Here is a 13,759-nt window from a genome sequence, read left to right on the forward strand (position 1 = left end):
GCGACATGGTCCGTATCCGAACGACACGTCTCCTCGGGAGGCCACCCATGCGTAGATCCCTCGTTTCAGCAGCATGCGCCGCCGTCATGCTGTCCCCCGTCCCCCTGTCCGTCGCACTCTCGGGCACCGCAGCGGCCCAGACCTCCGTCTCGGTGGTCGGGATGTCGCAGGAGCAGGCACAACAGGTGCTCTCCGACGCGGGAGTCCCCTACATCATCCTCAACCGGTCCGGCAGCACCATGCAGAACTGCAGGGTGACAGAGCAACGCGACCGCGGCTACGACGTCGAGGTCGAGTACGACTGGGACCACAAGGACCAAGAGTGGGAGAAGACCGAGATCGAGGTCTGGCGAGGACTCGCACTCGTCGTCTTCTGCGACTGATCGCCGTCAGTCCCAGAACACCCGCTCGACGACCGCCCGCGCACGACGCGTGACGCGCAGGTAGTGGTCGAGGAACTCCGACGCGTCCTCACCACGCCAGCCCGTCACGCGGGCAACTGCTTCGAGCAGCCGCCCCGGCCCCGGGAGCTGATCGGTCGGTTTGCCGCGGACGAGCACGAGACAGTTCCGCGCATCCGTCGCGGTGATCCATGCCGCACGCAGGAGTTCGACGTCGGTCGCGCTGAGCAGTTCGGCGGCTCCGATCCCGTCGAGTGCCTCGAGCGTCGAGGTCGTGCGGAGCGCCGGGAGCCGGTAGGCGTGCTGGAGCTGCAGCAGCTGCACGGTCCACTCGATGTCGGCGAGGCCACCCCGTCCGAGTTTGGTGTGGGTGGCCGGGTCGGCACCGCGCGGCAGCCGCTCGGAATCCACGCGCGCCTTGATGCGCCGGATCTCGCGGACGGCCTCCTGGGAGACCCCACCCTCGGGATACCGCACGTCGTCGATCATGTGCAGGAAGCGCGTGCCGAGCTCGCGGTCGCCGGCGACGGCGTGTGCGCGCAGCAGCGCCTGCACCTCCCACACCTCGGCCCACTGCGTGTAGTACGCCCGGTAGGACGCGAACGTCCGGACGATCGGACCGCTGCGACCTTCCGGACGCAGATCCAGGTCGACCTCGAGCGGGGGGTCGGTGCTCGGCGCACCGAGCAGTCGCCGTACCTGTTCGGCGATGCTCGTCGCCCACTTGACCGCATCGGTCTCGTCGGCGTCCGGCAGCGGATCGCACACGAACAGCACGTCCGCGTCGGATCCGTAACCGAGTTCGCCGCCGCCGAGCCGGCCCATCCCGATCACCGCGATGCGCGCCGGCGCCGGTCCGCGGGCCTGCTCCGAGGCCCGGATCACCGAGTCGAGCGCGGCTTCGAGGACACCCGCCCACACCGTGGACAGCGCCCGGCACACCTGCGGCACATCGAGCATGCCGAGGATGTCGGCGCTCGCGACGCGCGCGAGTTCGGCGCGGCGCAGCGAGCGCGCCGCGGCGATCGCGCGAGCGGGGTCGGAGTAACGCGAGGACGACGCGACGAGGGCGCGCGCCACCTCGGGCGGGTTCGCCTCGAGCAACCGCGGCCCGGTCGATGCATCGGCGTACAGACGGATGACGTCGGGAGACTTCACCAGCAGATCGGCGACGTAGGCCGACGAACCGAGCACCGTCATGAGACGTTCGGCCACGGCCGGCTCGTCGCGCAGCACCCGCAGGAACCAGACGGTGTCGTAGAGCGCGTCGGACAGCCGCCGGTAGGCGAGCAGACCGGCATCGGGATCCGTTGTCTCACCGAGATACTCGAGCAACTGCGGGAGCAGGAGCGCCTGGATGCGTGCCTTGCGGGACGCTCCCCCGGACAGCGCCGCCAGATGTTCCATCGCGTGCTGCGGAGCGTTGTAACCCAGCGCCGCGAGCTGACGGACGGCCGCGTCGGGTGACAGTCGCAGGGCTTCCTTGTCGAGCTTGCTCACCGAATCGAGCAGCGGCCGGTAGAACAGGCGCGCGTGCAGCTTCCGGATCCGCGACGAGTTGCGCTTGATCTCCGATTCGAGGACGCCGAGCGCATCCTTGCGTCCGTCGGGCCGCATGTGCGCGGCACGCGCGAGCCACCGCAACGCCTCGCGGTCCTCGGGCGGCGGAAGGGTGTGGGTCCGCTTGAGCCGCTGGAGCTGCAGCCGGTGTTCGAGCAGACGGAGGAACTCGTAGGACGCCCGCATGTTCGCCGCGTCGTCGCGCCCGACATACCCGCCGTCGGCGAGCGCGCACAGCGCTTCGACGGTGTTGGGCACGCGCAGCGCTTCGTCGACGCGACCGTGTACGAGTTGGAGCAACTGCACGGCGAACTCGACGTCGCGGAGGCTGCCGCGTCCGAGCTTGAGTTCGCGTTCGCGCAGATCGGGGGGCACCATCTCCTCGACCCGGCGGCGCATCGCCTGCACGTCGGGCACGAAGTCCTCGCGTTCGGAGGCGGTCCACACCATCGGGCTCAGGGCGTCGATGTACCGGCGGCCGAGGTCGAGGTTCCCGGTCATCGGCCGTGCCTTGAGCAACGCCTGGAACTCCCAGGTCTTGGCCCACCGGTTGTAGTAGGCGACGTGGGATTCGAGGGTGCGGACGAGCTCGCCGCGTTTACCCTCCGGTCGCAGCGCGGCGTCGACCTCGAAGAAGGCCGACGTCCCGATACGCATCATCTCCCCGGCGATCCGGCTCGCGCGGGAATCGGCGGGTTCGGCGACGAAGACGACGTCGACGTCGCTGACGTAGTTCAGTTCGCGCGCACCGCACTTTCCCATCGCGATGACGGCGAGGTCGATCGGGCACGGGCCCTCCGGGATCACCGTGGACACCGCCACCGCGAGGGCTGCGGTGAGCGCCGCGTCGGCGAGGTCGGCGAGCAGCGCTCCGACCTCGAGATAGGGCAGCACCGGTTCGTTCTCGACGACCGCCGCGAGATCGGCGGCGGCGATCAGCATGAGCTGGTCGCGGTAGGTGGTGCGCAGCGCCGCGACGGCGTGGGGGCCGACGAGCCCGGCCCGGTGGATCAGCCGGCCGGGACGCCCGTCGGGTTCGGGCTCCGCGTCGACGCTGTCGAGCATCCGCGCCGTGAAGGTGTGCTTGTCGGGCAGCGCAGCGCTGCCCGCGAGCATCTTCCAGCGATCGGGATTGGCGACCACGTGGTCGCCGAGGGCCGAGGACGCCCCGAACAGCCCGAACAACCGACCTCGCAGGCGCGTGTCGGAGCGCAGTGCCGAGTCGAGCTCGGCCCAGTCGTCACCGAGCGCGTCGGCCAGGCGCGCGAGGGTACGCAGGGCCAGGTCGGCGTTGGGGGCACGGGACAGCGCCCACAGCAGTTCGACGCTCTCGGCGTCGTTCCATCCGAGTCGAGCGAGCTCGGCGGGCGCGGTCGGCTCGACGAGGCCGAGCCGACCGGGGCCGGGAACTACCGAACGCGCGCTGGGCGGTCTCACCACGCTTCCATCGTCGCTTACAACCCCAGGTACTGCTCGAGTTCGAAGGGAGTGACCTGGCTGCGGTAGTTCTCCCACTCCCGCCACTTGTTGCGCAGGAAGTAGTCGAAGACGTGCTCACCGAGGGTTTCGGCGACGAGTTCGGACTTCTCCATCTCGCGCAGCGCGATGTCGAGATCGGTGGGCAGTTCGCGGTAACCCATGGCGCGACGCTCGGCGGAGGTCAGCGACCACACGTCGTCCTCGGCCTCGGGGGCGAGCTCGTAACCCTTCTCGATACCGCGCAGACCGGCCGCGAGCAGCAGCGCGAAGGTCAGGTAGGGGTTGCACGCCGAGTCGGGGGTGCGGATCTCGACACGCCGCGACGACGCCTTGTTCGGCGTGTACATCGGGACACGCACGAGCGCGGAGCGGTTCGACGGACCCCAGCACGCGGCCGTGGGTGCCTCTCCCCCGTGCACGAGACGCTTGTACGAGTTGACCCACTGGTTGGTGACGGCGCTGATCTCGTTGGAGTGCTCGAGGATTCCGGCGATGAACGCCTTGCCGGTCGCCGAGAGCTGCAGCGGGTCGTCGGGGTCGTGGAAGGCGTTGGTCTCGCCCTCGAACAGCGACATGTGGGTGTGCATCGCGGAACCGGCGTGGTCGCGGAAGGGCTTGGGCATGAAGGTCGCCCGCACGCCCTCCTGCATCGCGATCTCCTTGACCACGTAGCGGAAGGTCATGACGTTGTCGGCCATGGACAGCGCGTCGGCGTAGCGCAGGTCGATTTCCTGCTGGCCGGGCGCGGTCTCGTGGTGGCTGAACTCCACCGAGATGCCCATGGACTCGAGAGCGTCGATGGCGTGGCGCCGGAAGTGCGGGGCCGAGCGGTGCACGGACTGGTCGAAGTAGCCGCCGATGTCGGCCGGGATCGGGGCACCGCCCTCGGGGCCGTCCTCGACGAGGAAGAACTCGATCTCGGGGTGCACGTAGCAGCTGAAGCCGAGATCGGAGGCCTTGTTGAGCTGGCGGCGCAGGACGTGGCGGGGGTCGGCCCAGCTGGGGGTGCCGCCGGGCATGGTGATGTCGCAGAACATCCGGGCCGAGTACTGGTGTCCCCGGTCGTCGACCCAGGGCAGCACCTGGAAGGTGGTGGCGTCGGGACGCGCGACCATGTCGGCTTCGGAGATCCGGGAGAAGCCTTCGATGGCCGAGCCGTCGAACCCGATGCCCTCCTCGAAGGCTCCTTCGAGTTCGGCCGGCGCGATCGCCACCGACTTGAGGGTGCCGACGACGTCGGTGAACCACAGGCGCACGAACCGAATGTCGCGCTCTTCGAGGGTGCGGAGCACGAACTCCTTCTGGCGATCCATACTCGCGAGACTAGGCACAATCCGTTAATTCCGTGTTACATCGGGTGACAGTTCCGGATGGCGTGTCGCTCACGTTCGTCGACGGTCAGCAGTGAGGATCGTTTTCCGGCACCGTCGAATCCACAAGATAGCTGGTCACAGCGGTGTCGACGCATGCGTTGCCGTCCAGGACGACGGTGTGCTGCGTGCCCTCGAAGCTCACCAGGACACCACCGAGCCGGGCTGCCAGTTCGACTCCCGCATCGTAGGGCGTCGCCGGATCACCGGTCGTCGAGACCACGAGCACGGGCGGCAGATCGCGGACATCGGGGGTGTGCGGCTCCCCCGTGGCCGGAACGGGCCAGAAGGCGCACACGTCCAGGGCCGCCGATCCGGTACCGCGGCCGTCGTCGAGGAAGGGCGCCGCCGTGCGGAACCGCATGTCGAGTTCGCCCGCGAGGGCGCGGTCGGTCACCGGCGGGTCGTCGACGCACCGGACGGCGTTGAACGCGTCGGTGATGTTGCTGTAGGTGCCGTCCTCACCGCGACCCTCGTAGAGGTCGGCGAGTCGCAGCAGGGTGTCGCCCGTGCCGGTCGTCGCGAGCGACTCCAGCCCGCCGCGCAGTGAACCCCACAGGGTCGGCGAGTACAGGCCCTGCTGCACACCGGTGATGGCGTCGCGGTGGCTCAACCCGCGCGGATCGGTGGTGGGTGCCGGAGCGTCGAGCAGAGGGTCGACGAGCGTACGGAACCGCTCCGCTGCCCGAGCCGGATCGCTGCCGAGCGGGCACCCGGCGTACTGCGCGCAATACACCGCGAACTCGTCGAACGCCTTCTGGAAACCCTCGGCCTGCAGCACGATCTCCTCGACCGGGTCCTGCTCCGGATCGATCGCGCCGTCGAGCACCATCGCCCGCACCCGGCCAGGGAAGGCCTCGGCGTAGAGGGTGCCGAGCCGGGTTCCGTAGGAATAGCCGAGATAGGTCAATGCGTCGTCCCCGAGGACCCCGCGGAGGACGTCCATGTCCTGCACGACCTCTCGGGTGCCGAGATGCGCGAGCAGATCCGTGCCGTTGCGTTCGGCGCACAACTCCGCGTACTCACGATTGCGTTTCTCCGTCGCGGCGATGCCCTCGGGGCTCGTGTCCCCGTCGTCCACAGCGCGGTCGGCGTCGAACTCGGCATCGGTGAGGCAGCGGACCGCCGGTTCGGACGATCCGACACCGCGGGGGTCGAAGCCGACCACGTCGAAGCGGTCGGCGAGGACGGTGCCGTCGGCGGCGAGCGCGGTGGACAGTCCCGAGGCGCCCGGGCCGCCGGGGTTGACGAGCAGGGAACCGATCCGGTCGCCGCCGGCGGGCAGTCGCGACACCGCGAGGGTGATCACCTCGCCGTTCGGGTCCTCGTAGTCGAGGGGAACCTCGACGCGTGCGCACTCGACACCCTGCCGCACCATCATCGGCCCGTCCGCGCCGTACGACCCGCACGACTCCCAGTCGACGTCCTGCTCGTAGAACCGCTCGAGTCCCGGGACGACTCCGACCGCCGACGGCTGTCGCTTTTCCTGCGCGGTGTCACCACACGCGGTCGCCGCGGCGGCGGCCACGAGCGTCAGGAGGGACAGACGACGGATGCGCGCGCGAGCAGGGTGGGGCACGATCCGATCGTGCCACGCCCCGGTCGGCCTGCAGCGGCACGACCTGCGCTCCCTTCCGAGCGGTCGTGCGGTGTGACGAATCGCACCGCTGCGCGGCCTTCGTCCGTCCGAACCCGAGTGGCAGACTGAGACAGTCATCACCCGACCCGGGGACCCCGAGGGCCTCGAGGAAGAAAGGGACAGTGATGTCCGAGAACATGACGTCCGTATACGGTGGCGCGGCCTCCGCCGCAGCCCCTGCAGACACCCCCAAGCGCAAGACGCGAGTCCATCACCTGCAGGCGATGAAGGCCGAAGGCCGCCGCTGGGCAGAGTTGACGGCCTACGACTACTCCTCCGCCCGCATCTTCGAGGAGGCCGGTATCCCGGTCCTGCTCGTGGGCGATTCCGCAGCCAACGTCGTCTACGGCTACGACACCACGGTGCCCGTGACCGTCGACGAACTCCTCCCCCTCGTCCGCGGCGTCGTGCGCGGTGCTCCGCACGCGCTCGTCGTCGCCGACCTGCCGTTCGGCTCGTACGAGGCCTCGCCCGAACAGGCCCTCGCCACCGCCGTGCGGTTCATGAAGGAAGGCGGCGCCCACGCGGTGAAGCTCGAGGGCGGCGAGCGGATGGCTCCACAGATCGCCGCGATCACCGCCGCCGGCATCCCCGTGCAGGCCCACATCGGCTTCACCCCGCAGTCCGTGAACACGCTCGGCGGGTTCCGCGTGCAGGGCCGCGGCGACGGCGCCGAGCAGCTCGTCGCCGACGCGATCGCCGTCCAGGAGGCGGGTGCCTTCTCCGTCGTGATGGAAATGGTGCCGGCCGAGCTGGCCGGGCAGGTCACCCGCAAGTTGAGCATCCCCACCGTCGGCATCGGCGCGGGCAACGAGTGCGACGCGCAGGTGCTCGTCTGGCAGGACATGGCCGGCTACACCAGCGGCAAGACCGCGAAGTTCGTCAAGAAGTTCGGGCAGGTCGGCGACGAACTGCGCCGCGCCGCAACACAGTACGCAGCAGAGGTCGGGCAGGGCACCTTCCCGGGGCCCGAGCACTCCTTCTGACGATCGCTCGTTTGCCGAGGGGCACCACCGACCGCGGTGGTGCCCCTCGTGCGTCCGGGATCACCGCCGTCCCGGGGTGCCCGCGGAAGCGACACTGAGTAAAATTTCGGTAATGAGCCACCCCTGGCACGCACTCGATTCCGGTGACACGCTCGCCCGGCTCGAGACCACCGAAGCGGGACTGACCACGGCCGAGGCGACCCGCCGGCGGGAGCTGTACGGACCCAATGCGCTGCCCGCTCCCCGCTCGGATCGCTGGTGGTGGCGACTGCTGCGACAGTTCCACAACGTCCTGCTGTACGTGATGATGGCGGCCGCTGTCGTCACCGCGTTCCTGGGCCACTGGATAGACACGGCAGTCCTGATGGGTGCCGTGATCGTGAACGCGCTCATCGGTTTCGTCCAGGAGGGTCGCGCCGCGTCCGCGCTCGACTCGATCCGTGCCATGCTCGCGCCCCGGACGCGGGTCCACCGCGACGGCCGGATCGTCGACATCCCCGCGGCAGATCTCGTGCCGGGCGACGTGGTGCGCCTCGCCTCCGGCGACCGCGTCCCCGCCGACCTGCGGATCCTGAGCTCGCGTGAGCTGCGCATCGACGAGGCGGCCCTGACCGGTGAATCCGTGCCCGTCGCCAAGACACCGGACCCGGTCGACGCCGACACCGAACTCGGCGACCGCAGATCGACGTGCTTCACCGGCACCGTCGCGGTTTTCGGCCAGGGTGACGGCGTGGTGATCGCGACCGGCTCCGACACCGAACTCGGCCGCATCAATGCCCTGTTGTCGGGTGTCGACCGCGCGGCCACACCGTTGCTCGAGCAGATCGGCCGCTTCGGCCGTTGGCTGGCGGCGGTCATCCTCCTCGCGTCCGCCGTGACCTTCGCGCTCGGTGTCGTGTGGCGCGGCGAGAGCCCGGCGGAGATGTTCACCCTCGTGGTCGCGTTGGCCGCCTCCGCGATCCCCGAGGGACTCCCGGCCGTGATGACCGTGGCCCTGTCCCTCGGCGTGCAACGCATGGCCCGGCGCAACGCCGTCATCCGGCGCCTTCCTGCCGTCGAGACCCTCGGCTCGGTGACGGTGATCTGCTCCGACAAGACGGGCACGTTGACCCGCAACGAGATGACCGTGCAGAAGGTCGTGTGTGCGCACCGCACCGTCGAGGTGGGCGGTGTCGGTTACGCGCCGATCGGTTCGATCATCGCCGCCGAGAGTGGCGATCCGGTCGATCCGCACACCGACCCGGCACTCGATCTGGCCGTCCGCGCCGGTGTCCTGTGCAACGACACCGAGGTGGTCGAGGAGGACGGCGTGTGGGAGGTGCACGGCAACCCCACCGAGGCAGCGCTCGTCGTCCTCGGCCGCAAGGCCGGCCTGCCCACCGCGGCGGCCCACGAGCGGTGGCCGCGCCTCGATGTCGTCCCGTTCGAATCCGAACACAAGTTCATGGCGACCCTGCACCCGCACGACGACGGTCGCCGCGAACGCATCCTGCTCAAGGGCGCCCCGGAGCGGGTCCTCGTCGCCTGCACCGGCCAGCTCGGCGCCGACGGCGTGGTACGCCCCGTCGACGAGGCCTACTGGACCCGCCGCGCCGACGAGATCGCGGCCCAGGGCCTGCGCGTGCTGGCCCTCGCGTTCCGCGACCGCGAACCGGAGGACGGCGTGCTCGCCTTCGAAGACGCCCGGCACGACTTCACGATGCTCGCTCTGGTCGGCATCATCGACCCGCCGCGCGAGGAGGCGATCACGGCGGTGCGCGAATGCCACCGCGCCGGGATCACGGTGAAGATGATCACCGGTGACCACGCCGCCACCGCCGCCGAGATCGGGGCGCAGATGGGTCTCGGCACGGGTTCGCGGGCGATGACCGGCGCCGAGATCGAGACCCTCGACGATGCGGAACTGCGCCGGGTCGTCGCGGAGACGGACATCTTCGCGCGCACCAGTCCCGAGCACAAACTCCGTCTGGTGCGCGCCCTGCAGGCCGGCGGTCACGTCGTGGCGATGACCGGCGACGGTGTGAACGACGCGCCGGCGCTTGCGCGGGCCGACGTCGGGGTCGCGATGGGCATGACCGGAACCGAGGCCGCCAAGGAAGCGGCCGACGTCGTTCTCGCCGACGACAATTTCGCGAGCATCGCCGCCGCAGTCCGCGAGGGCCGCGGCGTCTACGACAACCTGAAGAAGTTCGTCCTCTTCATGCTGCCCACCAACGGCGGTGAGGCGCTGGTGGTCGTCGCCGCCATCCTCTTCCAGCTCACCCTGCCGCTCACACCCGCGCAGGTGCTGTGGATCAACCTCGCCACCGTCAGCACCCTCGGTCTGGCGCTCGCGTTCGAACCGACGGAGAAGTCGGTCATGCTCCGCAGGCCGCGACCGCCCGGGGAATCACTGCTGTCCCGCTTCTTCGTCTGGCGCGTGGTGATGGTGTCGGTGCTGATGATGGTCGGCTCGCTCGGCCTGTTCCTGTGGGAACTCGACCGCGGTGCACCGGTGGAGGTCGCGCGCACGCTCGCGGTGGACGCGATCGTCGTGGCCGAGATGTTCTACCTGCTCAACAGCCGCCGCATCCGCGACACGGTCCTCACCCGCGACGGGCTGTTCGGGAACCGGTACGTGCTTGCTGCGATCGCGGCGTGCGCCGCGTTGCAACTGTTGTTCACCTACGCCCCGTTCATGCAGGCGATCTTCGGGTCCGCCGCGATCTCGTGGGCGGACTGGGGCAAGGTGCTCGCGGCGGGCCTGCTGGTGTTCGTCGTCGCCGAGTTCGAGAAGTGGGTGGTCCGGCGCCTGCGACCGGCACCCGTGTCCTGACCGCCGACGGCCCCGTCCCCGGCCGGTGGCAGACTCGACGACGATCCGACCGTACGACCCGTGAGGTGTCCATGCAGATCCGCTCCAGTCTCGTTCCCGCCGTCGCCGTCGCGCTGGCAGGTGTTCTCGCGGCGTGCGCGCCGGCCCAGGACCCGGCACCGACCGGCACGTCCACCGAGTCCCCGGTGACGACGGAGACGACATCGGCTGCGGGGTCGAGCCCCGCGGAGGCCGGAGCGGGTGGCTTCACCGAGGCGCAGGCCGCAGATCTGTGTGCACGCCTCGAGGGCCAGCTGTCGAACTGGCGCACCTACACCCCCTCGGTGGGGCGCGGTGGCCTCAACATCCTCGTCGGCGAATGGGGTGCGGCGAACGGTGTCGACCTCGTCGCGCTCGCGGGCGACCGGGGCCGCATCGACGCGGCGACCTCCGCGCAGTGCCCGGAGGTGCGCGAGGAGGCCGTGCAGGCACTCGAGATCCCCGATCTCGCGTCGGGCCTCGTCGGGTTCTGATCCGTGGAGCGACGCGAACTGTATCCGCCGATCGAGCCGCACGAGACGGGCATGCTCGACGTCGGTGACGGCCAGCAGCTGTACTGGGAGGTCAGCGGCAACCCGCAGGGCAAGCCCGTGGTCTTCCTCCACGGCGGTCCGGGTGGCGGCACCGCGCCGCAGCACCGGCGCTTCTTCGATCCGGGCGCCTACCGGATCGTGTTGTTCGACCAGCGTGGCTGCGGCCGGTCGCAGCCCCACGTGGCCGACGGCGCCGCTCTGTCGGTCAACACCACCGACCATCTGGTCGCCGACATCGAGCGGCTGCGCACCTTCCTCGGTGTGGACCGGTGGATGGTCTTCGGCGGGTCGTGGGGCTCGACGCTCGCCCTCGCCTACGCCCAGCGGCACCCCGAGCACGTCACCGAACTCGTCCTGCGCGGGATCTTCCTGCTGCGCCGCAGCGAGATCGACTGGTACTACAACGGCGGTGCCGGGCAGCTGTTCCCCGAGGCGTGGGAGGGGTTCCGTGCTCCGCTCGACGCCGCCGAGCCGGGCGAGCATCCCGTGGACGTCTACCACCGCCTGCTGCACTCGGCCGATCCGGACGTCGCCCTGGACGCGGCGATCGCATGGTCCACCTGGGAGGGCGCCACGAGCTCGCTGCTGCCGAACCCGGATCGTGTCGCGGAGACCGCCGAACCCCGGTTCGCGTTGGCCTTCGCACGCATCGAGAACCACTACTTCCACCACCGCGGCTTCTTCGACGAGGGTGCACTCCTGCGCGACGCGCATCTGCTGCGCGACATCCCGGGCGTGATCGTGCAGGGCCGCTACGACGTGGTGTGCCCGGCGCGCAGCGCGCACGACCTGCACGAGGCGTGGCCGTCGTCCCGCCTGCACATCGTCGACGACGCGGGCCATGCGGCGACCGAACCGGGAATCGTGCACCGGCTCGTCGAGGCCACCGACATGTTCCGCTGACCCAGGATCAGCCCGGCAGCCGCCCGAAGCCGACCACCGCGTCGTCCCCGGTCACGTCGAGTTCGTGGACGCGGATCCGGCCCATCTCGTTGCCGCCGACGGTGATCGCCGAATCACCGTCGACGGCGACGACGATGTTCGTGTGTTCGCGCTGACCGAGGCCGATCCTGTTGTGGTACAGCACCACATCGCCGACTTCCGGCCGGTATCCCGTGCCCGCCGGTTCGTAGCGGTCGACCTGCTCGTAGTACTCCTGGAGCGTGAACACGCCGGGGATCCGCCAGTGACCCGAATGCGGATTGGACAGCGGCACACCGGCTTCCCGCATGATCCAGCTGACGAAGTCGGCGCACCACGGTTCGCGGACACCCTCCGAGTAGAACGTGCCGGGATTCTGCGCCTCGTGCTGTTCCTCGAGCAGTTCGACGACCCGCACCTGCGCCGGCGACAACGCCGAGGTGTCGATCTCGGGGAATGGCGCACTGTCCCACGGGAACAGCCGGTTCGGCAGGATCCACCACACGAGCACCGCGAGCACCGCACACAGCGCGAGCACGACGGCGAGGACGGCGGCGACCGGCCGTCGCCGCCGCATCACCTCACCGGTCATGGTCGAAGCGGATCTTGCGGGCCTGCGGGTCGGCGAGGGTGAGCCGCACCCGCACCGTGCTGCCCTCCTCGGGCGCCCCACCGCACGGGCCGATGACGGTCTCGGAAACGACGAACACCTCCGCGTCGCGCCGCTCGGTCGCCTCCTTCAGGACAGTCGCCTCGAAGGTCTCCCCCACCCGCGGCGCGAGCACGACCGCCTCGGTCAGGTCGATGCACGCCCGGTTCACCTTCCCGGCGAGAGAATCGGTCGACGACATGATCTTCGGCATCGCGGACAGTTCGGCGCGGACCGCCTCCGGGACGTCCCGGCCCGACGACACCGCGAGGCACACCTCGGTGGCGTACCGGTCGGACAACCGGCGCAGCGGCGCGGTGACGTGCGCGTAGGGCGCACCGATCGCGCCGTGCAGGATCGTCTCGGGCAGTTCACCGTCGAAGGCCGCGTAGGACGCACCGCGCAGCAGTGTCGGCGCTTCGCTCATCAATACGAGCGTCTTCGGGTCGTTGGCGTCGAACGAGGCGAGGAAGGCACCGACACCCAGCCCCGACGGCCACGGCACGTCGAGCGACCGCGCGGTGCGGCGCAGAGCATCGACCGCGGCGGGATCAGCGGGTGGGAGCGTGCGCAGCAGGCCGACCCGCGCGTCGATCATGATCTGCGCGGCGCACATCCCGGTGAGCAGCGAGATCTCGGAGTTCCACTCGTCGGCCTCGGTGCGCGGTTCGATCTGCAGCGTCCAGTCGTCGCCGTCCTGCACGACGTCCTGCGCGGGCAGGCGCAGTTCGATCGCTCCACGGGCGAGCGCTGCGGCCTCCCGCAACCGCCCGAAATCGGGCAACGCCTCGACGGACGGATGCAACCGGCCCGCGTCGGCGTCGCGTTGCACTCCGGCGTAGTGCATACGTGCGACCGACCGGACGAGGGCACGACGCACGCTCACCGCGACGGGCTCGGCGCGGTGGTCGGTCTCGATGCGCCACAACACCGCCGGACGGACGGCGTCCGGCAGCAGGCTCGCGGTGCCCTCGGACAGCTCGCGCGGATGCAACGGCACCGAGCCGTCGGGCAGGTAGTAGGTCTGCCCGCGGCGGTGCGTCTCGGCGTCCAGTGCGCCACCCGGTTCGACGAGTGCGTACACGTCGGCGATCGCGTAGTGCAGCACGAAGCCGTCGTCGGTGCGTTCGAGGTGCAGCGCCTGGTCGAGATCCATCGACCCGGGTGGGTCGATGGTCACGAGAGGCAGATCGGTGCGGTCCTCACGGACGTCCGCGAAGCGGTCGGCCGCCCGCCGCGCCTCGGCGAGGGCCTCCGGCGGGAACTCGTCGACGAGGTCGAACTCGGCGCGCACGTCGGCGAAGTCGATCGCCGGCGCGACGACAATCGGAGTGGTCACCACGATGCTCGTGAACTCCTGGCGGTCC

10 protein-coding genes are annotated in these 13,759 nt (G+C 70.0%); 5 read left to right on the top strand and 5 right to left on the bottom strand.

The genetic code is table 11. The features are described from left to right. Positions 1-47 precede the first annotated feature (47 nt). Entirely contained in the window at positions 48-383 is a 336-nt protein-coding gene (locus tag U9J23_RS14765) for a hypothetical protein (protein WP_064059832.1), read from the top strand. 6 nt (positions 384-389) lie between these two features. Here the strand turns inward: U9J23_RS14765 and U9J23_RS14770 are convergent, their stop codons facing one another. From U9J23_RS14770 to U9J23_RS14780, 3 genes are all read right to left on the bottom strand, one after another. After that, a complete protein-coding gene (locus U9J23_RS14770) occupies positions 390-3,401 on the bottom strand; it encodes a bifunctional [glutamine synthetase] adenylyltransferase/[glutamine synthetase]-adenylyl-L-tyrosine phosphorylase (protein WP_272267302.1) in 3,012 nt (1,003 codons plus the stop codon). 14 nt (positions 3,402-3,415) lie between these two features. Further along, complete coding sequence (locus tag U9J23_RS14775) at positions 3,416-4,753, bottom strand: glutamine synthetase family protein (protein WP_059380883.1); 1,338 nt, start codon at positions 4,751-4,753, stop codon at positions 3,416-3,418. An 85-nt stretch (positions 4,754-4,838) separates the two neighbouring features. Next, positions 4,839-6,389 (bottom strand): alpha/beta hydrolase, encoded by a 1,551-nt coding sequence (locus tag U9J23_RS14780; RefSeq protein ID WP_024101317.1) that lies wholly within the window; start codon positions 6,387-6,389, stop codon positions 4,839-4,841. A 185-nt stretch (positions 6,390-6,574) separates the two neighbouring features. Here U9J23_RS14780 and panB point away from each other — a divergent pair, with 185 nt between their 5' ends. The 4 genes from panB to pip all read left to right on the top strand — a co-directional run bounded on the left by panB (position 6,575) and on the right by pip (position 11,725). Continuing rightward, positions 6,575-7,435 (top strand): 3-methyl-2-oxobutanoate hydroxymethyltransferase, encoded by an 861-nt coding sequence (gene panB, locus U9J23_RS14785; RefSeq protein ID WP_024101318.1) that lies wholly within the window; start codon positions 6,575-6,577, stop codon positions 7,433-7,435. 112 nt (positions 7,436-7,547) lie between these two features. Further along, on the top strand, positions 7,548-10,250 hold the full coding sequence (locus U9J23_RS14790; protein ID WP_006554419.1) for a cation-transporting P-type ATPase: 2,703 nt from the start codon (positions 7,548-7,550) through the stop codon (positions 10,248-10,250). Between the two features lie 71 nt (positions 10,251-10,321). Continuing rightward, complete coding sequence (locus tag U9J23_RS14795) at positions 10,322-10,762, top strand: hypothetical protein (protein ID WP_033097808.1); 441 nt, start codon at positions 10,322-10,324, stop codon at positions 10,760-10,762. 51 nt (positions 10,763-10,813) lie between these two features. After that, positions 10,814-11,725, top strand: coding sequence for a prolyl aminopeptidase (gene pip, locus U9J23_RS14800; RefSeq protein WP_059380898.1), 912 nt, complete (start codon positions 10,814-10,816; stop codon positions 11,723-11,725). A gap of 7 nt (positions 11,726-11,732) precedes the next feature. Here pip and U9J23_RS14805 read toward each other — a convergent pair whose 3' ends face one another. Further along, the gene (locus tag U9J23_RS14805) at positions 11,733-12,335 is read right to left on the bottom strand and encodes a CHAP domain-containing protein (protein ID WP_059380881.1); all 603 of its coding nucleotides are present in this window, start codon (positions 12,333-12,335) and stop codon (positions 11,733-11,735) included. Continuing rightward, positions 12,325-13,734 carry an RNB domain-containing ribonuclease gene (locus U9J23_RS14810; RefSeq protein ID WP_085468408.1) on the bottom strand — a complete coding sequence of 470 codons (1,410 nt, stop codon included), beginning with the start codon at positions 13,732-13,734 and terminating at the stop codon, positions 12,325-12,327. Before U9J23_RS14810 ends, U9J23_RS14805 begins: the two co-directional genes overlap by 11 nt. Positions 13,735-13,759 lie beyond the last annotated feature (25 nt).

Source organism: Rhodococcus sp. PD04, from assembly GCF_035918275.1.
In the GTDB taxonomy this organism is placed as follows: Bacteria; Actinomycetota; Actinomycetes; order Mycobacteriales; family Mycobacteriaceae; genus Rhodococcus; species Rhodococcus rhodochrous.